This window comes from Paraburkholderia sp. GAS333 (assembly GCF_050435665.1).
GTDB classification, from domain to species: Bacteria; Pseudomonadota; Gammaproteobacteria; order Burkholderiales; family Burkholderiaceae; genus Paraburkholderia; species Paraburkholderia fungorum_A.
In genome coordinates, this window is the sequence record NZ_JBNDKS010000002.1 from 59484 (window position 1) to 79156 (window position 19673).

Sequence of the window (19673 nt, forward strand, 5' to 3'; positions counted from 1 at the left end):
CAAGAGCCGTGACAACAAGAAGGCATAGGGACGGGCCGCCCTGCGCCATAACCATGTTCGCCGTCACGAGCGGCGAGGTTGAACCCTGTTTGGAGATCCAGATGCAGACAACTGTCAGTCTATGGCCGCTGATTGGCGTGGCCGTTATCATCGTCGGCTTTTTATTGCGCTTCAATCCGATGCTGATCGTGGCCGTCGCCGCGATCGTCACCGGCCTCGCCGCGAATTTTCCACCCGAAAAAATTCTCGCGCTGATCGGCACCGGCTTCATCAAGACGCGCAATATCCCGCTGATCATTCTTCTGCCGCTCGCGGTGATCGGCCTGCTCGAACGGCATGGCCTGCGCGAACGCGCACAAGCGTGGATCAGCAGCATCAAGGCGGCGACCGCCGGGCGTCTGCTGATCGTTTATCTGCTGGTGCGCGAACTCACGGCTGCGGTCGGTCTGACCGGACTCGGCGGACATCCGCAAATGGTGCGTCCGCTAATCGCGCCGATGGCCGAAGGCGCAGCCGAGACGCGCTTCGGCAAACTCAGCGACGCGGTGCGATTCCGCCTGCGCGCATTCTCCGCTGCCACCGACAACGTCGGCCTGTTCTTCGGCGAAGATGTTTTCGTCGCCTTCGGCGCCATCGTGCTGATGACCACCTTCCTGAAAGAGGCAGGCATTGTCGTCGAACCGATTCACGTGGCCGTGTGGGGCATTCCGACTGCGATCTGCGCGTTCATCGTGCACGGCTTCCGGCTGTATCTGCTCGACCGGCGGCTCGAACGCGAGCTGCGCGGCAACGCGCCGTCTTCGTCGACGCAACCCGCTGCGGGAGACAAGGCATGACCTTCACCATCAACTATCTGTTCTGGCTGCTGGGCCTCGTGCTGCTGGTGATCGGCGGCATGATCGTCACGGATAAGGACCACCCGCGCCGTTTCACCGCCGGCGGCTTCTGGATTCTCTACGCGCTGATCTTCCTGATCGGCGACCGGTTGCCGCCCGCCGTCGTCGGTGTCGCGGTGATCGTGATGGCGCTGATTGCCGGCTTCGGCGGCGTCACGGCGGCAAAGCCCAAAACCTTGTCGCTCGAAGCGCGCAAGGCGAGCGCCGCGCGCCTCGGCAACAAGCTGTTCGTGCCTGCGCTGACGATTCCGGTCGTGACAGTGATCGTCACGCTGTCGGCGAGTCATCTGATCTTCGGCGGCGTTCCGCTGATCGAAAAAGCCAACGTCACGCTGATCGGCTTCGGCATCGGCTGTGTGATCGCACTCGCGATTGCCTGCGTGATGACGCGCGACACCGTCGGTCAGTCGATGAAGGAAGCGCGCCGGCTGGTCGACGCGTTGTCATGGGCCGCCGTGCTGCCGCAAATGCTCGGCATGCTCGGCCTCGTGTTCTCCGACGCGGGCGTCGGCAAGGCGGTCGCGCACGTCACCACGTCGTACATCAGCCTCGATTACCGCTTCGTCGCGGTGGCTGTGTACTGCATCGGCATGGCGCTGTTCACGATGGTGATGGGCAACGGCTTCGCCGCGTTTCCGGTGATGACGGGCGGTGTGGGCGTGCCGATTCTGGTCGGCGTGTTCCACGGCAACCCGGCGGTGATGGCGGCAATCGGCATGTTTTCCGGCTACTGCGGCACGCTGATGACGCCGATGGCCGCGAACTTCAACATGGTGCCGGTCGCGTTGCTGGAGTTGCCGGACAAGAACGCGGTGATCAAGGTGCAGATACCGACGGCGCTGACCATGCTGGTCATCAACATCTTTCTGCTGAATTTCCTGATGTTTTTATAGCGAGCGCGTCAGCCCGGTTCGACCACGAAGCCGCGCTGCCGCAACAGCTGCAGCACGCCCTTCGGGCCGCCCAGATGCAACGCGCCGATGGCCACGAACACCGGCTTGTTCGGCGCGGCGATCTGCAGCATCCGCGAGACGAAACGGCGGTTGCGTTCGTAGACGATCTTGTTGTCGATCGAATCGGAAACGCGCTTGTCGCGCGCCAGATTTTCGGATTTGGCGGCCTGCCACGCGGCGATCGCATCCGCATCGCCGACCTGCCATAGCCGGTGCAACGCTCGCACATCCGCGACGTTTTGCGCGGGCGTTTGCACGAGATCCTGCGCGAGCATTTCGCGCTGCTGCGCGAGCGACAGATTCGTGAACGCACGCATTTGCTGCGGCAAGGTTTCGAGGCCGACGATCTTGCCGCGCGTCTTCAGATACACGTTCTGCAATTGCGCTTCCGAGCCGTACTCAGTCTGCAAGCCGGCGCTCAGCGAATCGTAGGTTTCGACGACCAGCGACGCGAGCCACGGCCGCATCTTCTTGATTGCATCGAGCGCGGCGGGATTGCCGCGCAATCTCATCGCCAGCTTGTGCCACAGCGGCTCGGGCAACAAGCCCGGCAGACAGTCGTGCCGGCAGACGCCGTACTTCGACACATCGTCTTGCGACACCAGCAGTTCGTCGGGCGACAGTTCGAGCGCGAGCGTCGGCGACGCGGCCAGCGCGGCGAGAATCTGCGGACGGAACGGCTGCGTCGCCGGATAGTCGTTCGGATCGCCGACATGCAGCGTGCCCAGCAGATAGATCGTGGTCGTGCCGCGCGTGGCGACATAGAACGGCATGCGCGCCGGCTGCGCGCGCACCGGACCACTGGCGGTCGTGCCCGGCGTAGCGGGCGGCAACGAAGGCGCGCTGTGAAAGCCCGGCAGACTCGCGGGCGGCGATGGCGGCACACCCGGCACCTGAACCGCCGGACGTCCCGCCTGCGCGGGCGTATTGGCGGCCGCTCCCGCGGCGTAGGCGAGACCGGACGGCGCAAGACGCATCGCGGGAAAAGTACAGACGCCAAGGAGCACGGCACCGGTCAGTGCGCGCGCTCCCCAGCGGCGCGCGAAAGCGGCACGGCGGCCACCGTCACGCGAGCGGCGCGCAATACGACGCGCCGCCACTGCATCAGGCATCCACGTCCCCCACCTCCTCGGCGCGATGACACGAGACCTGACGGCCATCCACTTCACGCAGCTTCGGCTCTTCGCTGCGGCAACGGTCGATCACATACGGGCAGCGCTGATGGAACGTGCAGCCCGACGGCGGATTCAGCGGCGACGGCATCTCGCCCTGCAGCTTGATCTTGATGCTGCGATCCGCTTCGAAGATGGACGGCGTGGCCGACATCAGCGCGCGCGTGTACGGATGCCTCGGCTTCGCGAAAATCTTCTTCTTGTCGCCGAGTTCGGCGACGCCGCCGAAGTACATCACCATCACGTCGTCGGCGATATGTTCCACCACCGACAGATTGTGCGAGATGAACACGTAGCTGGTCTTGAACTGTTCCTGCAAGTCCATGAACAGGTTCAGGATCTGCGCCTGGATCGACACGTCGAGCGCGGACACGGGTTCGTCGGCGACCACGATCTGCGGATCGAGGATCATCGCGCGCGCAATCGCCACCCGCTGACGCTGACCGCCGGAGAACATATGCGGATAGCGCTTCGCATGTTCCGGGCGCAGGCCGACGGTGCGCATCATCTGCGCGATCCGTTCGGCGCGTTCGGTGGCGCTCAGTTGCGTGTTGATCGCGAGCGGTTCGCCGAGTGTCTGCTCGACGGTCTTACGCGGATTCAGCGACGCAAACGGGTTCTGGAACACCATCTGCACGCGCCGCCGCAACGCGGCGATTTTCGCGTGATCCGCACCGGCCACATCTTCACCGTCGATCAGCAGACGACCCGCGCTAGGCGTTTCGATCATCGTGAGCTGGCGCGCGAGCGTGGATTTGCCGCAGCCGGATTCGCCGACCACGGCCAGCGTCTTGCCGCGCTCCAGCGCGAACGACACCCCGTTCAGCGCCTTCACCGTGCCCGACGCGAACATGCCGCGCTTGACCGTGTAGTAACGCGCGAGCTGGTCGGCGACCAGCACGTGATCGCCCGCATGGTTCGACTGGCGCCGCGTTTCGGGTACTGCGTTCATCGTGCGCCTCCATGGGTGTGAACGTTCGCGTCGCCGCTCAGGTTCAGGGGTTTGATGCAGCGCACGCGCGCCACTTCGGCGTGACCTTGCATCGGTGCGAGCGCGGGCCGCGCCTTCACGCAATCGTCGACCACGTATTTGCAGCGCGGCGCGAACAGGCATCCTTTCGGACGGTCGTCGCGTCCCGGCACCATGCCCGGCAGCGCCGCGAGCCGCACCGCGCCGACGTTGTGCTCGGGAATCGCCGCCAGCAGCGCTTCCGTGTACGGATGATGCGGCGCGGCGAAGATATCCGGCACCTTGTTGGTTTCGATCACTTCGCCAGCGTACATGACCGCGACGCGCTGCGCGACCTCGGACACCACCGCCAGGTCGTGCGAAATCAGCACGAGCGCCATGCCGCGTTCCTTCTGCAGCTTGATCAGCAACTCCATGATCTGCGCCTGGATCGTCACGTCGAGCGCGGTGGTCGGCTCGTCGGCGATCAGCAGTTTCGGGTTGCACGCAATCGCCATAGCGATCATCACGCGCTGGTTCATGCCGCCCGACATCTGATGCGGGAACGAATTGATGCGTCCCTTCGGATCGGGAATGCCGACCTGATCGAGCAGTTCCAGCGCGCGTTTGTCGAGCGCGCTGCCGCGCAGGCCTTCGTGCAGCTTCAGCACTTCCTTGATCTGATAGCCGACCGTGTAGCTCGGATTCAGGCTGGTGAGCGCGTCCTGGAACACCATCGCGATATCTTTGCCGATGATCTTGCGGCGTTCCTTCGCCGATGCCTTCAGCAGATTCGTGCCGTTGAACGTGACTTCGTCGGCGGTGACTTTGCCGGGCGCGTCGATCAGGCCCATCAGCGCCATCATCGTGACGCTCTTGCCCGAACCCGATTCGCCGACCACGCCGACGACTTCGCCAGGCGCGACGTCGAGGCTGATGCGGTCGACGGCGGGAAGGCCGTTGAAATTCACCGCCAGGTTGCGGATGGTCAATAAGCTAGTCATTTAGGCCATCCGTTTCAGTTTGGGATCGAGTGCGTCGCGCAGCCCGTCGCCGAGCAGATTGATCGCGAGCACCGAGATCAGAATGGACAGACCCGGCATCGTGACGATCCACCATGCGCTGTCGATGTAATCGCGCGCCGAGGCCAGCATTGCGCCCCACTCCGCCGACGGCGGCTGCACGCCGAGCCCGAGAAAACCGAGCGCGGCCGCATCGAGAATCGCCGACGAAAAACCGAGCGTAGCCTGCACGATCAGCGGTGCGGTGCAGTTCGGCAACACTTGCGAGAACATCAAACGCATCGTGCTGGCACCTGCGACACGCGACGCGGTCACGTATTCCTTCTGCAACTCGCCCTGCGCCGATGCGCGCGTCAAACGCACGTAGCCAGGCAGCGCGACGATCGCAATCGCGAGCATCGTGTTGACCAGACCCGGGCCGATGATCGCGACCACGGCCACCGCGAGCAGCAGCGACGGCAACGCGAGCAGCACGTCCATGATCCGCATGATCGGCGTGTCGGCCCACTTCTCGAAGAACGCGGCGATCAGCCCGAGCACGATGCCCGGGATCAATGCGAGCACCACGGAAACGAAGCCGATCCAGAACGACAGCCGCGCGCCGTACATCAAACGCGAGAGGATGTCGCGGCCCGCTTCGTCGGTGCCGAGAATGAACTTCCAGTTGCCGCCGTCGAGCCACGCGGGCGGGATTTTCACGTTGTCGCGGTACTGTTCGATCGGGCTATGCGGCGCGATCAACGGCGCGAAAATCGCGACGAAAACCAGCAGCAGCACGATCACGCCAGCGGCGACAGCGCCACGGTTACGCGAGAAATTCGCCCAGAATTCACGGGCGGCGATTGCACGGCCACTGGGAGGTGTGACCGCCTGGGGGACTGTGTTTTGTATGTCTGCCATGTTCGTATTACCTCGTATGGCGGATGCGTGGGTTCAGCACGCCGTACAACAGATCGACGACGAGGTTCACGACGATCACCAACGTGGCGATCATCAGGATACCGCCCTGCACGACCGGGTAATCGCGGCGGCTGATCGCGTCGATCAGCCATTTGCCGATGCCCGGCCACGAGAACAACGTCTCGGTCAGCACCGCGCCCGCGAGCAGCGTGCCGACCTGCAAGCCGATCACCGTCACCACCGGAATCAGCGCGTTACGCAGCGCATGCACGACGATCACGCGTGCCGGCGACAAACCCTTCGCGCGCGCCGTGCGGATGTAATCTTCGCGCAGCACTTCGAGCATCGACGAACGCGTCATGCGCGCGATCACAGCCAGCGGAATCGTGCCGAGCACGATCGCGGGCAGGATCAGATGGCTCAGCGCGGATTTGAACGCGCCTTCGTCGGTGCCCGGCATCAGCGCGTCGATCAGCATGAAACCGGTCACGCGCGGAATGTCGTATTCGACCGCGATGCGGCCCGACACCGGCGTCCAGCCCAGATCGACCGAGAAGAACATGATGAGGATCAAGCCCCACCAGAAGATCGGCATCGAGTAGCCGGTGAGCGCCGTGCCCATCACGCCGTGATCGACCACCGTGCCGCGTCGCAAAGCCGCGAACACGCCCGCCGGCAAGCCGACGACCAGCGCGAAAAACATCGCGCAGATCGACAGTTCGACGGTGGCGGGAAAGCGCGCGAGGAATTCGCCCATCACGCTCGTGTTGGTGATGATCGAGGTGCCGAGGTCGCCGTGCAGCGCGCGGCCCAGGTAGTGGACGTACTGCATCGGCAGAGGTTCGTCGAGTCCGAGACGATGCAGCGCGGCGGCATGCATCGCGGGATCGACGCCGCGCTCGCCCATCATCACTTCGATGGGGTCGCCCGGAATCAGGTGAATCAGCGCGAACGCAAGGATCGTGATGCCGATAAACGTCGGTATCACCATGCCGATGCGGCGCAAAACAAAGCGGAACATGGTTCGTCCCTATGGTCTTGGTGAAGAAAAAACGCAACCGGCGACGAGGGCTTGTGACCCCGGTCGCCGGACCATTTCGACCAGTTTTCTAACCGTGCGAAAAGCGTACTGCGCAAATTTTATGACGTGCCAAACCGCTTACTTGACGCTCACGCCGTCAAAGCGTGCATAGCCAAGCGGCTCGATGCGCATGTCGACCACCTTCTTGCTCACCGGCTGATACACCGTCGAGTGAGCAATCGGTGAGAACGGCAGTTGCTGCGCGAAAATCTGCTGCGCTTCGATGTAAGCCTTCGTGCGTGCAGCCACGTCGGACGTCACACGGCCCTTCTGGATCAGGTCGTCGAACGGCTTGTAGCACCACTTCGAGAAGTTGTTGCCATTCACCGCTTCGCAGCCGAGCAGCGTGCCGAGCCAGTTGTCCGGATCGCCGTTGTCGCCGGTCCAGCCGATCAGCATCGTGTCGTCTTCACCGGCGTGCGCGCGCTTGATGTACTCACCCCATTCGTACGTGACGATCTTCGCCTTCACGCCGATCTTGGCCCAGTCGGCCTGGATCATCTCGGCCATCAGACGGGCATTCGGGTTGTACGCGCGTTGCACCGGCATCGCCCACAGCGTGATGTCGAAGCCGTTCGGATAACCGGCCTTCGCCAGCAGGTCCTTGGCCTTGGCCGAATCGTACGGGGCAGCCTTCAGGTCTTTGTAGAACGACCATTGGGTCGGCGGCATCGGGTTGGTCGCGAGCTGGCCCGCACCCTGGTACACCGACTCGATGATCGCCTTCTTGTTGATCGCCATGTCGAGCGCCTGACGCACTTCGACCTTGTCCACCGGCTTGTGCGTCACGTTGTACGCGAGATAGCCGAGGTTGAAGCCCGGCTGCGACGGCATGTCGATGTTGGCTTCGGCCTTCAGCGGCGCGATGTCGGCGGGACGCGGATAGCTCATCACCTGGCATTCGTCGCGCTTGATCTTCTGCACGCGCACACCGGCGTCCGGCGTGATCGAGAAGATCAGCTTCGAGATCTTCACCGCGTTCGGCTTCCAGTACGTCGGATTGCCGTCGAAGCGGATCGTCGCGTCTTTCGTGTAGCTGCGGAAAATGAAGGGGCCCGTGCCGACCGGGAACTGGTTGATGTCCGACGCCTTGCCGGCCTTCAGCAGTTGATCCGCATATTCGGCCGACAGGATCGACGCGTATTCCATCGCCAGATTCTGGATGAACGGCGCGTTGACTTCCTTCAGCGTGAACTTGACCGTGTAAGGATCGACCTTTTCGACGCTGGTGATCAGCTTGTCGAGGCCCATGTCGGTGAAGTACGGGAACTGCACCGGGTAGGCCTTACGGAACGGCTGGTTCGGGTCCAGCATGCGCTGGAACGAGAACACGACGTCGTCCGCGTTGAAATCGCGGGTCGGCTTGAAGAACGACGTGGTCTGGAACTTCACGCCATGACGCAGATGGAACGTGTAGGTCTTGCCATCCGCCGACACATCCCACTTCTCTGCAAGACCGGGTTCGACTTTCGTACCGCCGCGTTCGAATTCGACGAGACGGTTATAAACGGTGAACGTGTTGGCCGTGAAGTCGACACCCGTCGTGTATTGGGCAGGATCGAAACCCGCAGGGCTGCCTTCTGAGCAGTAGACGAGAGTCTTGTTCGGAATCTCGGCGCGCGCGTTGTTCGCGCCCACCAGCGATGCCGCTGCAGCGGCGACGAGCGTCGTAACACGCACGGCGCGCAACAGATTGTTTTGCTTCATGTTTCCTCCAGGTTCGGGGCCGGCTACCGCCAGCGTAGCGCGATATTACTTGAGCATGGCTCGCAGCAACAAGCGGAGGAAATTACCCGTGTTGACGATAGGAAACACTTAGGGCATAAGGGCGGCCGCAAGCGCCGGCGCGGGCCGGAGCTTGCGGTTCAAGCGGAGAGTGGAAGCAAAAATGCGTCCTGATGCGGCTATTTCAGCCCGACATTCATGAATTGAGTCGGACCGAACGGGTCGACCTTGAAACCCACCACGTTCTTGCTGATCGGCTGATACACCGTGGAGTGGGCGATTGGCGTGAATGGCACCTGGTCTTTGAAAATTTCCTGCGCTTCCGTATAAGCCTTGGTGCGCTCGGCCATATCGGTCGTGCCACGGCCTTTTCGAATCAGATCGTCGTAAGGCTTGTAGCACCATTTGGAAAAGTTACTGCCATTTACCGCGTCGCAGCCGAGCAATACGCCGAGCCAGTTATCCGGGTCGCCATAATCGCCGGTCCAGCCGATCAGCATCGCCTGATGCTCGCCTGCATGGGCACGGCGAATGTATTCACCCCATTCATACGTCGCGATATTGACCTTTACGCCGATTTTTGCCCAATCGGCCTGGAGCATTTCGGCCATCAGACGCGCATTCGGGTTATATGGCCGTTGAACCGGCATCGCCCATAAAGTGAGTTCGAAACCGTCGGGATAACCCGCCTGTTTCAGCAGCGCTTTCGCCTTGTCGGTGTCGTACGGTGCGTCCTTCAGATTCTTGTCGTAGCCCCACTGGGTCGGCGGCATCGGGTTGGTCGCCGCCTGGCCCGCGCCCTGATAGACCGAATCGATAATCGCCTTCTTGTTGACCGACATATCGAGCGCGCGGCGCACCAGCACGTTATCGAGCGGCTTTTTCGTCGTGTTGTACGCGATATAGCCGAGATTGAAGCCCACCTGACTCGGCATCGCGAGCGATGAATCCGCTTTCACCGCCGGAATATCGGCGGGACGCGGATACGCCATCACCTGACATTCACCACGCTTTAATTTCTGCAAACGCACGGCGGGATCGACGGTAATCGCGAAAATCAGTTTGCTGACTTTGACCACGCCTGGCTTCCAGTAATCGGGATTACCGTCGAAGCGAATCGAATCGTCCTTCGTATAACTGCGGAATATGAATGGGCCGGTGCCGACCGGATATTGGTTGATATCGGACGCCTTACCCGCTTTCAGTAACTGGTCGGCATATTCGGCCGACAGAATCGACGCGAACGGCATCGCTATCTGTTGTAAAAACGGCGCATCGACTTCTTTCAGCGTAAAGCGAACTGTCGACGGATCGACTTTCTCGATCTTCGAGATGTTTTTCGCCAGCCCCAGATCGTTGAAATACGGAAACGGCACCGCGTACGCCTTGCGGAACGGCTGATCCGGATCAAGCATCCGCTGGAATGTGAAGACGACGTCGTCGGCATTCATGTCGCGCGTCGGCTTGAAAAACGACGTGGTCTGGAATTTGACGCCGGGGCGCAAATGGAACGTGTAGGTCAGGCCGTCGGGCGAAACGTCCCATTTTTCGGCGAGGCCCGGTTCGATATCAGTGCTGCCGTGCGCAAACTCGATCAGCCGGTTGTAGACCGTGTAGGAACCCGCGCTGAATTCGACGCTCGTGGTGTATTGCGCGGTATCGAAGCCCGCCGGACTGCCCTCGGAGCAGAACACGAGAGTCTTGTCGGGCAGCGTGGCGGCCTGGGCTGGGGCGTAAATCATGGCGCTCGCGGCGACCGCGAACGCGGTAACGGCGGGCAGGCAGAACTGGTGAACCGCAAACAGCTTTCGTGACACTGTCATATCGTCCTCCGCACAGCAGCCGGATCGACTGCGCTTCGATCATAGACAGCACAAAAATGAGCTTCAACAAGGGCTTACCATTTGCTTCCAGTCCGATGCGCTGTGCTGGCGGCCGTCTTTTTTGGAATAGCCACCGCCCCATAATGGCCGGTTTCGACCACCGCCCGGCCCGCATCATGACTTCGTATCAATTCACCAATAACTGGTTCGAGACAGTTGCCAGAGGCGTCTGGGATCAGTTGATGCCGCAGCTTGCCCCCGCCAGGATTCTCGAAATCGGCTCGTACGAAGGCGCGAGCGCCTGTTATCTGATCGACGCGCTGGCTCCGCGCCATCCGCTCGAACTGCATTGCATCGACACCTGGGAAGGCGGCGTCGAGCATCAGCCGGGCGGCGACGCGCCCGCCGACATGAATTCGGTCGAGCGGCGCTTTCATCACAATGTCGCGCTGGCGGCGGCCAGATATCCGGGCCGCGCGACGATCGAAGTGCACAAAGGTTTTTCCGACGACTGCCTCGCCGGTCTGATCGCCGCGGGCAAAAAAGGCTATTTCGACTTTGTCTACGTTGACGGCTCGCATCAGGCGGCAGACGTGCTGGTGGATGCCGTGCTCGGCTTCAGGCTGCTGAGAATCGGCGGAGTGATCGCGTTCGACGACTATTTGTGGTCGGAGGCGTTGCCGTCAGGCAAAGATCCGTTGCGATGTCCAAAGCCCGCGATCGACGCGTTCGTCAATCTGAACTTTCGCAAGGTGGAGGTGTTGTCCGCGCCGCTGTACCAGCTTTACGTGCGGAAGCTGTCGGACTAGAAGCCAGCCAGAAGGCAGGCCGCGCGGCCATTGCAGCCGCGCGGATAAATCACCCGGCAGAGCGTTTAAGCGCCCAGCCGTTCACAAATCGCCTTCGTCGCCACAGCGCTGTTCAGCGTGTAGAAATGCAGGCCCGGCACCTTGGCGTCGATCAGACGCTGGCACAGGTCCGCGACCACATCCAGTCCGAACGCGCGAATCGACTCGCGATCGTCGCCAAAACTTTCCAGCCGGCGCGCGACCCAGCGCGGCACTTCGGCACCGCACATTTCGGAGAAGCGCATCAGTTGCGAAAAGTTCGTGATCGGCATGATGCCCGGCACGATCGGCACGTCTACGCCGAGCTTGTGCGCGTCGTCGACGAAACGGAAATACGCGTCCGCATTGAAGAAATACTGCGTGATCGCGGAATTCGCGCCGGCCTTCACCTTGCGGGCGAAGTTTTCCAGATCGTGACGCGGCGAGCGCGACTGCGGGTGGTATTCCGGGTAACCGGCCACCTCGATCCAGAACCAGTCGCCGAACTCGGCGCGGATAAAGCTCACCAGTTCCGACGCATAACGCAGTTCGCCGACTTCGCCCATGCCGGACGGCAGATCGCCGCGCAGCGCGACGATATGGCGAATGCCGTGCGCACGGTACTCGTTGAGAATCGCGCGCAGGCTTTCTTTCGACGAACCGATGCACGACAGATGCGGCGCTGCTTCGACGCCGCTCTTCGCAAGGTCGACGACGGTATCGAGCGTGCCTTGCTGCGTCGAGCCGCCGGCGCCGAACGTGACGGACACGAACTTGGGCTTGAACGTCGCGAGTTCCGCGCGCGTGGCGCGCAGTTTTTCGACGCCTTCCTGCGTTTTAGGCGGGAAAAATTCGAATGAAAGTTCGATCGGGTTCATGATTCAGTAGGTCAACCTAAACTGCGGTTGCCGAAAATAAGCGCGGACAGCAGCCACGAAACGATGCTGTACAGAATCGAGCCAAAGAACGCCGACCAGAAACCCGACACTTCAAAGCCCTTCAGCAGCGACGCGCACAGCCAGAAGCACAGCGCATTGACCACGAGAATGAAGAGTCCGAGCGTGATGATCGTGACGGGCAGCGTCAACAGGATCAGCACCGGGCGCAGCACCGTATTGATCAATCCGAGCACCACCGCGACGATCAGGGCGGTGCCGAAACTGCGGATGTGGATCGACGGAACGAGGTAGGTGATGATCAGCAGCGCGAGCGCGTTGATCAGCCAGGTCAGCAGCACGGTCATGTAGAGCTCCTTACAGGCAGGATGTCCGTTGAATGGGAAAGGCGGTCAAAGCACGGGCATGGCGAACAAAGCGGCGCATTGCGCGCCGCCGTGTTCTCAGACTTTCATGCTTTTACGACCGCCGGTGTATCCGGCGCAATGCGATGCACGCGCCGGGTACACGCGCTTAGTAGCGATAGTGGTTCGGCTTGAACGGACCGTTCTTGTCGACGCCGATGTAGCCGGCCTGCTCGTCCGACAGCACGGTCAGGTTCGCGCCGATGCGCGCCAGATGCAGGCGTGCAACCTTCTCGTCCAGATGCTTCGGCAGCACGTACACCTTGTTCTCGTACTTGTCGCCTTGCGTGAACAGTTCGATCTGCGCGAGCGTCTGGTTCGTGAACGAGTTCGACATCACGAACGACGGGTGGCCCGTTGCACAACCCAGGTTCACCAGACGGCCTTCGGCCAGCAGGATCACGCGCTTGCCGTCCGGGAAAATGATGTGGTCGACTTGCGGCTTGATGTTGTCCCACTGGTACTTGCGGGTCGACGCAATGTCGATTTCCGAATCGAAGTGACCGATGTTGCAGACAATCGCGTTGTGGCGCATTGCTGCCATGTGGTCGTGGCCGATCACGTGGAAGTTGCCGGTTGCCGTCACGAAGATGTCGGCCTTGTCGGCGGCGTATTCCATCGTCACGACGCGGTAGCCTTCCATCGCGGCCTGCAGTGCGCAGATCGGATCGATTTCGGTGACCCACACGGTGGCGCCCAGACCGCGCAGCGATTGCGCGCAGCCCTTGCCCACGTCGCCGTAACCTGCGACCACCGCGATCTTGCCCGCGATCATCACGTCGGTGGCGCGCTTGATACCGTCGACCAGCGACTCACGGCAACCGTACAGGTTGTCGAACTTCGACTTGGTGACCGAGTCGTTGACGTTGATCGCCGGGAACGGCAGGCGGCCTTCCTTTTCCATCTGATACAGACGGTGCACGCCGGTCGTAGTTTCTTCGGTCACGCCCTGAATGTGCGACAGACGCGTCGAGTACCAAGTCGGATCGGCGTCGAGGTGCGAGGCGATCGACTTGTACAGCGCGACTTCTTCTTCGTTGGTCGGCTTCGAGATGACCGAGCGGTCTTTCTCAGCCTTCGCGCCGAGGATCAGCAGCAACGTGGCGTCGCCGCCGTCGTCGAGGATCATGTTGGCGAATTCGCCGTTCGGCCATTCGAAAATGCGGTGCGAGAATTCCCAGTATTCGTCGAGCGATTCGCCCTTGAACGCAAACACCGGCACGCCAGCCTGGGCGATGGCCGCTGCAGCGTGGTCCTGCGTCGAGAAAATGTTGCACGATGCCCAGCGGACGTCGGCGCCGAGCGCGGTCAGCGTCTCGATCAGCACGCCGGTCTGGATCGTCATGTGCAGCGAACCTGCAATGCGCGCGCCCTTCAGCGGCTGCTGCGCCTTGTACTCTTCGCGCGTTTGCACGAGGCCGGGCATTTCCGTCTCGGCAATGTTGAGTTCCTTGCGGCCCCAGTCGGCAAGCGACATGTCGGCAACGAGGTAATCCTGGGAATTTTTGGAATCGATAACTGCGGCGTTCATCACGCCCTCCTTTCTAAATAGTGACTAGAAATTTGACGTGAGCGCGGTTCGATGCGGTGGATAAGAAAGCGCAATGCGCATTCATGGCCCTCCGATTGAAGCCTTCGAGCCTGGCGGGCGGCCGGCGAATGTTGATTCGCGGTACCCGTCGCAACGCTCCTCGAAGACGAACGGCGATTGTAGCAAATCGAGATAACTTCAGGGCGTCAGGATTGGATTTTGGGGACGGTTCCGCGTCCCCGTTGCGCGCGTCTAACTGACATGCGCCGCGCGTAATTGCATGAAGCCTGCGCGCGCGGTGTCGAGGAATTGCTGCGAGAGCCGGAACGCTTCTTCGACGTCGGCGGGATCGGGCGTTTGCAGGCCGAGCGCAATGCGAAAGTAACGTTCGGCGTGGATGCCCGCGTGGTAATGCATGCGCACGCGTTTCGCATCGTCGAGACGCGGATTGCCGAAAAGCTCGCGCAAGGTCCACGAAAACGCGCCGTCTTCTCCGCCGATCCGGCGAAAACCTTTGTCCATCGGAAAGCCGCCGAGCGCCGCAAAAGCCGCCCGCCGGATGATCAGGCTGCTCGGCACCGTATTGCTAAGCGTGGCCGCGTGCGCCGCGAAGTCGGGATGCGCGGTGAGATCGGCGGGAAAATCCGTGTAATCGACATCGAGCCGCACGGACACCGCGCCGGGGTTACCGGTGAGGAACATGCTTGCGGCGGCGAGTGCACCGGGCAGATATTCGTCGTCGGCGTCGAGGAAGGCTAGCACTCCATGCGACGCATTTAGCGCACCCCAGTTGCGCGCCCGCGCCGGGCCGCCGTTCTGCGGCATACGCAGCAGGTTCACGCGCGGATCGCGGCGGCTGAACTGGATGGCGATGTCACTGGAGCGATCGGTCGAGCCGTCGTCCACGACCAGAATCTGCGCGGCTTCCGGTTGGATCAGGCAACTTTCGAGCGCGCGCCCAAGGGTCGCCGCGCCGTTGTAACAGGGGATGAGGATCGTGATCGGCGTCATGGATCGAACCGTGCCGCGCGGCAGGCCGTTGTTGGTGGAAGGCTGGCGATGGTATCCGGCTTCCGGCCTGGCTCATCCCGAAATCCAATACGCTGAGCGGCGCAGTTGCTGACAAGGCAGCTTCAGATCGGCAGCAACCCCAGCATCGGCGCGAGCAATACCATCACGACGCCGGCGATCATCATCGTCAGGCTGGCGACCACACCCTCTTCGCTACCCAATTCCCGCGCCTTCGCGGTGCCCACACCATGCGCAGCCGCGCCGAACAACGCGCCGCGAGCGAGCCGCGTGCGCAACGGCACGAGGCCCAGCACGAGTTCGCCGAACAGCATCCCGCAGACGCCGGTCGCGATCACGAACAACGCGGTGAGGTCCTTCGGCGCATGAATCTTGTCGGAGACGGCAAGCGCAAACGGTGTCGATACGGAACGAGTCATCAGACTGCGTTGCAATTCCGGCGACAAATGCAGAAGCTTCGCCAGCATCAACGAGCCACCGACACCGACCAGTATCCCGACCGTCACCCCGACGGTCAGCGAAATCCAATGCCGTTTCAGCAACTCGCGATATTCATAAATCGGCACGGCGAACGCGACGGTGGCGGGTCCGAGCAGCCACATCAGCCAGCGGGTGTCCTCGAAATAGACGGGATACGGAATGTGCGCGACCAGCACGATGGCCGCGAGCACCGCAGGCACGGCCACGAGCGGCGTGAGCCAGAGCGTCTTGAAGCGCGCGTACAGCGCCTTCGACGCGAAGTACAGCACGACGGTCAGCACCAGGCAGCCGGCCGCGATCAGACGCGAGGCGTCGTCGGCAAAGAGGGATGAAATTGACGCGTAGAGCGGGCTCATGGACAGGCTTCCGGCAAAAATGATGCGTGCGGAAATTCAGATCCGCGAAGCCTGCCGCGCGATCAGCGCGCGGCGCAGCGCAAGACGACGCTCCAGCCGCGCGGCCTGTTCGACCGCGAAAGCCACCGCGACCATCACCATCAGCGTCCCCGCGACGACCACCAGCGCCAGCCGCCAGCCGTCCTCGCGGAACAGGCCGCCGTATTGCACCGCCGCAACCGCCGCCGGAATGAAGAACAGCAGCATGTCGGACAGCAGCCAGTCGGCGCCCGCCTTGATCCAGCGCGGCGCGATGCCGCCGCAAAATAGCAACGCGAGCAGCACGAGCAGTCCGACCACGCCGCCGGGAACCGGCAGATGCAAAGTGCGGACGACGAAATCGGCAGCGAGCCAGAGGCCGGCTATCGCGGCGCTCTGCACTGCAATCCGGGCGATCCGGCCAACCCGCGCGACGCCACCGGCCGGGCCGGGTCGGGCATCAGCGGCAGACGGAGCGAGAACGGGCGAGGCCATGGCAATCCCTGGATGGACTTCGGAAAAAAGTCAGTATAGGTTGCACTGCATCATAAATATAATGACTTACAATCATCAAAATTATTCCAAATTGGAATTTCGGAGCCCGAGATCGTGGAACTACGTGCGTTGCGATACTTCGTCGAAGTGGTTCGTCAGCAGAGCTTCACCGTCGCCGCCGAGCAGATGTTCGTCACGCAGCCGACCATCAGCAAGATGGTGAAGTCGCTGGAAGACGAAATCGGCTCGCCGCTGCTGCTGCGCGACGGGCGTCAGATGGTGCTGACCGATGCCGGCCGCATCGTTTATCAGCGCGGACAGGACGTGCTCGCGGCGCATGCGCGATTGCAGGCCGAACTGAACGATCTCGGCACGCTCGAGGGCGGCGAACTCACCATCGGAATCCCGCCGATGGGCGGGGCGCTGTTCACGCCGGCCATCGCGGCGTTCCGTCAGCGGTATCCAAAAATCGAACTGAAGCTGTTTGAGCAGGGTTCGCGCGCGATCGAAACAGCGTTGATCAACGGGGAACTGGAACTCGGCGGAGTGCTGCAACCGGTCGACCCGGAAAACATCGAAGTGCTGCCGATGACGCGTCAACTCCTCTGGCTCGTCTCACGCACGGGTTCGCGGTGGGACGCGCTGCACGAGGTGCCGCTCGCGCAACTGGCGAACGAGCCGTTCGTGTTCTACGGCGAGAGTCTCGCGTTGAACGACGTGGTGCTGAATGCGTGCCGCGCGGCGGGCTTTGCACCGACGATCGTCGGGCGCAGCGGACATTGGGATTTCATGGCGGCGCTGGTGCTGGCCGGAGTCGGCATTGCATTGCTGCCCGCGCCTTATTGCCGGCGGCTCGATCCCGCGCAATTCACGTGCTTGCCGGTCGTCGAACCGGAGATTCCGTGGGAAATGGCGATTGGCTGGCGCCGCAACGGTTATCTGTCGCATGCGGCGCGCGCGTGGCTTGAGGTGGCCCGCGAAACGCTGCCCGGCCAGGCGGGCGATGAATTCATGCTCGGCCCGGGAATCGGGATGACGAGTATCGCAGCGGCACCGCCGACGCCGTCAGCCGAATGACGAAACGCCGGTTCGCATCTGACGATGACTTGAGCCGGCTGAATGACGGTCGCGCATCGAATTAGATACTGCGCCACCGTCAGTCAATTCAAGCCGCCGACGCAGCCTTTACCTGCACGTCGTTCGAGACCGTTCCCAACGGTCCCTGCGCATCCCGCCGACTCGCTGCGATCAACTCGGCAGCACGTTCGCCGATCATCACCGTCGGCGCATTCGTGTTCCCGCCGATCAACGTCGGCATCACCGATGCATCGACGATCCGCAACCCGGTCACGCCCCTCACCCGCAATTGCGGATCGACGACCGAACGTACATCGCCGCCCATCCGGCAGGTCGCGACCGGGTGATAGATCGTATCGGCGTGTTCGGCGATGGTGCGGCGCAATTCCGCCTCCGATTGCCCCGAATGCGTGTACAACTCGCGCCCGCCGTGTACCGCGAGCGACGGCGAATCGAGAATGCGCCGCGCCATCTTCGCGCCGTCCACCAGCAGATCGAGATCGCGCGAATCGCTGAGAAAGCGTGGATCGATCAACGGCGCGGTGCGTGCATCGGGGCTGGCGAGCATGACGCTGCCACGACTGTGCGGCCGCAGCACGCAAACATGCAGCGAATAGCCGTGTCCCCAGTGCATATGACGGTTGTGATCGTCGACGATGGCGGCGCAGAAATGCAGTTGCAGATCGGGCCGGTCGAGCGTCGGACTGCTCTTCAGAAAACCGCCCGCCTCGGCGACATTGCTCGACAGCATGCCGCGCCCCTCACGCATGAACGTGACGAACTGCGGCAGCATCCGCGCGATGCCGCGCAGCGAAAAGCCCGTCGGCTCGATCGATGAAACGCGCTTGTTGATCGTGAAATCGACGTGATCGATGAGGTTCTGGCCGACCTCGGGCGCGTCGTGCAACACATTGATGCCGTGCGATTGGAGATGTGCGGCAGGCCCGATGCCCGAGCACATCAGCAGTTGTGGCGAGTTGAACGCGCCCGCCGCGAGCACCACCTCGGCGCGCGCTTCGAGCGTTTCGGTTTTGCCGCCCCGCACGATCTCGACGCCACTCGCGCGCTTGCCCTCGAAAGTCACGCGTAGCACCGTGGCGTCCGCGATCGTATGCAGGTTGGGGCGTGCGCGGTCGTAGATATAGGCGCGCGCGACGCTGCAACGGCGTCCGTCGCGCTGCGTCACCTGATAAAAGCCGACGCCTTCCTGATCCGCGCCGTTGAAATCGCCATTCGGCTTGTAACCGGCTTCGAGCGCCGCCTTCACGAAGCGCTTCGAAAACGGGTTCTGATAGCGCAGATCCGAAACGGTCAGCGGCCCGGCATCGCCGTGCCACGCGTCGGCGCCGCGCTCGTTACCTTCGGCGCGCCGGAAGTACGGCAGCACGTCCGACCACGACCACCCTTCGCAGCCCAGTCGTGCCCATTCGTCGTAATCGAGTGGATGGCCGCGCGTGTAGATCATCGCGTTGATCGCGCTCGATCCGCCGAAGCCGCGTCCACGCGGCTGATAGCCTTGCCGTCCGTCGAGCCCCGGTTGCGGAGTCGTCAGATAACCGTAATTGGTTTTGAGCTTTTGCGGCACGACGACCGCGACGCCCACCGGCATGTTGACGAACAGATTGCGGTCCGTATGCGGACCGGCTTCGATCAGCGCGATCGTCGCGTCGGGGCAGCTATCCGCGAGACGGCTCGCCAGCGAGCAACCGCCCGAGCCTGCACCGACGATGATGTAGTCGTATTGCATCCGCTCCTCCTTGTGGGCCGCGTTGCTCGCGAGCCCTGTCTCGTGCACACTTGTCTACGTGTGTTTCAACGGCATTGTAGGGAGCGTTCAGGGGCTGAGGCGGGTTCGTGCCAGAGCGATTCCTCTAAACGCAAGCGCCCCCGCGACCCTATGATGAAAGACGCGCTCGCGGCGGCCAGGCGGCCTTTCGCGGCATTCAAACAGCGCACGGCACGCGTCGTCCTCATAGCGTGCGACGTGACGCGCGGTAATGAAACAGCGCATATCTGGCGCATCAAAACACATCGTCGCG

Annotated in this window: 18 protein-coding genes and 1 riboswitch; of the genes, 4 read left to right on the plus strand and 14 right to left on the minus strand. The window is 62.3% G+C overall.

The genetic code is table 11. The features are described from left to right. The first annotated feature begins 101 nt into the window (after nucleotides 1–101). Nucleotides 102–836 (plus strand): DUF969 domain-containing protein, encoded by a 735-nt coding sequence (locus ABH945_RS09480; protein ID WP_074762425.1) that lies wholly within the window; start codon nucleotides 102–104, stop codon nucleotides 834–836. Beyond that, nucleotides 833–1789 (plus strand): DUF979 domain-containing protein, encoded by a 957-nt coding sequence (locus ABH945_RS09485; protein ID WP_074762426.1) that lies wholly within the window; start codon nucleotides 833–835, stop codon nucleotides 1787–1789. The genes ABH945_RS09480 and ABH945_RS09485 overlap by 4 nt, the downstream gene beginning before the upstream one ends. An 8-nt stretch (nucleotides 1790–1797) precedes the next feature. On the opposite strand, the gene ABH945_RS09490 is transcribed toward ABH945_RS09485, so the two are convergent. From ABH945_RS09490 to ABH945_RS09520, 7 genes are all read right to left on the minus strand, one after another. Next, nucleotides 1798–2961, minus strand: coding sequence for a TraB/GumN family protein (locus ABH945_RS09490; protein ID WP_429250418.1), 1164 nt, complete (start codon nucleotides 2959–2961; stop codon nucleotides 1798–1800). Beyond that, nucleotides 2954–3973 carry a peptide ABC transporter ATP-binding protein gene (locus ABH945_RS09495; protein WP_074762428.1) on the minus strand — a complete coding sequence of 340 codons (1020 nt, stop codon included), beginning with the start codon at nucleotides 3971–3973 and terminating at the stop codon, nucleotides 2954–2956. The genes ABH945_RS09490 and ABH945_RS09495 overlap by 8 nt, the downstream gene beginning before the upstream one ends. Beyond that, nucleotides 3970–4974 (minus strand): ABC transporter ATP-binding protein, encoded by a 1005-nt coding sequence (locus tag ABH945_RS09500; RefSeq protein ID WP_074762429.1) that lies wholly within the window; start codon nucleotides 4972–4974, stop codon nucleotides 3970–3972. Before ABH945_RS09500 ends, ABH945_RS09495 begins: the two co-directional genes overlap by 4 nt. Further along, entirely contained in the window at nucleotides 4975–5892 is a 918-nt protein-coding gene (locus tag ABH945_RS09505) for an ABC transporter permease subunit (protein ID WP_074762430.1), read from the minus strand. Between the two features lie 7 nt (nucleotides 5893–5899). Next, the gene (locus ABH945_RS09510; protein ID WP_074762431.1) at nucleotides 5900–6913 is read right to left on the minus strand and encodes an ABC transporter permease subunit; all 1014 of its coding nucleotides are present in this window, start codon (nucleotides 6911–6913) and stop codon (nucleotides 5900–5902) included. A 138-nt stretch (nucleotides 6914–7051) separates the two neighbouring features. Continuing rightward, nucleotides 7052–8680 (minus strand): ABC transporter substrate-binding protein, encoded by a 1629-nt coding sequence (locus ABH945_RS09515; protein ID WP_429250419.1) that lies wholly within the window; start codon nucleotides 8678–8680, stop codon nucleotides 7052–7054. Nucleotides 8681–8877: 197 nt separating this feature from the next. Further along, nucleotides 8878–10521, minus strand: a complete 1644-nt coding sequence (locus tag ABH945_RS09520; protein ID WP_429250420.1) for an ABC transporter substrate-binding protein — start codon at nucleotides 10519–10521, stop codon at nucleotides 8878–8880. Nucleotides 10522–10697: 176 nt separating this feature from the next. Here ABH945_RS09520 and ABH945_RS09525 point away from each other — a divergent pair, with 176 nt between their 5' ends. Then, entirely contained in the window at nucleotides 10698–11330 is a 633-nt protein-coding gene (locus ABH945_RS09525; RefSeq protein ID WP_429250421.1) for a class I SAM-dependent methyltransferase, read from the plus strand. 65 nt (nucleotides 11331–11395) lie between these two features. Here ABH945_RS09525 and metF read toward each other — a convergent pair whose 3' ends face one another. The 6 genes from metF to ABH945_RS09555 all read right to left on the minus strand — a co-directional run bounded on the left by metF (nucleotide 11396) and on the right by ABH945_RS09555 (nucleotide 16557). Continuing rightward, the gene (metF, locus tag ABH945_RS09530; RefSeq protein ID WP_074762434.1) at nucleotides 11396–12226 is read right to left on the minus strand and encodes a methylenetetrahydrofolate reductase [NAD(P)H]; all 831 of its coding nucleotides are present in this window, start codon (nucleotides 12224–12226) and stop codon (nucleotides 11396–11398) included. Between the two features lie 11 nt (nucleotides 12227–12237). Then, nucleotides 12238–12591, minus strand: a complete 354-nt coding sequence (locus tag ABH945_RS09535; protein WP_074762435.1) for a phage holin family protein — start codon at nucleotides 12589–12591, stop codon at nucleotides 12238–12240. Nucleotides 12592–12757: 166 nt separating this feature from the next. Next, a complete protein-coding gene (ahcY, locus tag ABH945_RS09540; RefSeq protein ID WP_074762436.1) occupies nucleotides 12758–14179 on the minus strand; it encodes an adenosylhomocysteinase in 1422 nt (473 codons plus the stop codon). Nucleotides 14180–14211: 32 nt separating this feature from the next. Then, a riboswitch (S-adenosyl-L-homocysteine riboswitch) is annotated at nucleotides 14212–14347 on the minus strand. Nucleotides 14348–14431: 84 nt separating this feature from the next. After that, entirely contained in the window at nucleotides 14432–15190 is a 759-nt protein-coding gene (locus ABH945_RS09545) for a glycosyltransferase family 2 protein (RefSeq protein ID WP_429250422.1), read from the minus strand. 122 nt (nucleotides 15191–15312) lie between these two features. Further along, entirely contained in the window at nucleotides 15313–16044 is a 732-nt protein-coding gene (locus ABH945_RS09550; protein WP_074762438.1) for an LrgB family protein, read from the minus strand. Between the two features lie 36 nt (nucleotides 16045–16080). Then, entirely contained in the window at nucleotides 16081–16557 is a 477-nt protein-coding gene (locus tag ABH945_RS09555) for a CidA/LrgA family protein (protein WP_074762439.1), read from the minus strand. A 114-nt stretch (nucleotides 16558–16671) separates the two neighbouring features. Here ABH945_RS09555 and ABH945_RS09560 point away from each other — a divergent pair, with 114 nt between their 5' ends. After that, nucleotides 16672–17634, plus strand: a complete 963-nt coding sequence (locus tag ABH945_RS09560; protein WP_429250423.1) for a LysR substrate-binding domain-containing protein — start codon at nucleotides 16672–16674, stop codon at nucleotides 17632–17634. 88 nt (nucleotides 17635–17722) lie between these two features. On the opposite strand, the gene ABH945_RS09565 is transcribed toward ABH945_RS09560, so the two are convergent. Then, nucleotides 17723–19381: a GMC family oxidoreductase gene (locus ABH945_RS09565; RefSeq protein WP_429250424.1), complete on the minus strand. Its 1659-nt coding sequence runs from the start codon at nucleotides 19379–19381 to the stop codon at nucleotides 17723–17725. Between the last annotated feature and the right edge of the window lie 292 nt (nucleotides 19382–19673).

Coding starts and splice junctions, on each gene's coding strand:
- ABH945_RS09480 (WP_074762425.1), top strand. CDS start 102: ATGCAGACAACTGTCAGTCTATGGCCGCTGATTGGCGTGGCCGTTATC.
- ABH945_RS09485 (WP_074762426.1), top strand. CDS start 833: ATGACCTTCACCATCAACTATCTGTTCTGGCTGCTGGGCCTCGTGCTG.
- ABH945_RS09490 (WP_429250418.1), bottom strand. CDS start 2,961: ATGCCTGATGCAGTGGCGGCGCGTCGTATTGCGCGCCGCTCGCGTGAC.
- ABH945_RS09495 (WP_074762428.1), bottom strand. CDS start 3,973: ATGAACGCAGTACCCGAAACGCGGCGCCAGTCGAACCATGCGGGCGAT.
- ABH945_RS09500 (WP_074762429.1), bottom strand. CDS start 4,974: ATGACTAGCTTATTGACCATCCGCAACCTGGCGGTGAATTTCAACGGC.
- ABH945_RS09505 (WP_074762430.1), bottom strand. CDS start 5,892: ATGGCAGACATACAAAACACAGTCCCCCAGGCGGTCACACCTCCCAGT.
- ABH945_RS09510 (WP_074762431.1), bottom strand. CDS start 6,913: ATGTTCCGCTTTGTTTTGCGCCGCATCGGCATGGTGATACCGACGTTT.
- ABH945_RS09515 (WP_429250419.1), bottom strand. CDS start 8,680: ATGAAGCAAAACAATCTGTTGCGCGCCGTGCGTGTTACGACGCTCGTC.
- ABH945_RS09520 (WP_429250420.1), bottom strand. CDS start 10,521: ATGACAGTGTCACGAAAGCTGTTTGCGGTTCACCAGTTCTGCCTGCCC.
- ABH945_RS09525 (WP_429250421.1), top strand. CDS start 10,698: ATGACTTCGTATCAATTCACCAATAACTGGTTCGAGACAGTTGCCAGA.
- metF (WP_074762434.1), bottom strand. CDS start 12,226: ATGAACCCGATCGAACTTTCATTCGAATTTTTCCCGCCTAAAACGCAG.
- ABH945_RS09535 (WP_074762435.1), bottom strand. CDS start 12,591: ATGACCGTGCTGCTGACCTGGCTGATCAACGCGCTCGCGCTGCTGATC.
- ahcY (WP_074762436.1), bottom strand. CDS start 14,179: ATGAACGCCGCAGTTATCGATTCCAAAAATTCCCAGGATTACCTCGTT.
- ABH945_RS09545 (WP_429250422.1), bottom strand. CDS start 15,190: ATGACGCCGATCACGATCCTCATCCCCTGTTACAACGGCGCGGCGACC.
- ABH945_RS09550 (WP_074762438.1), bottom strand. CDS start 16,044: ATGAGCCCGCTCTACGCGTCAATTTCATCCCTCTTTGCCGACGACGCC.
- ABH945_RS09555 (WP_074762439.1), bottom strand. CDS start 16,557: ATGGCCTCGCCCGTTCTCGCTCCGTCTGCCGCTGATGCCCGACCCGGC.
- ABH945_RS09565 (WP_429250424.1), bottom strand. CDS start 19,381: ATGCAATACGACTACATCATCGTCGGTGCAGGCTCGGGCGGTTGCTCG.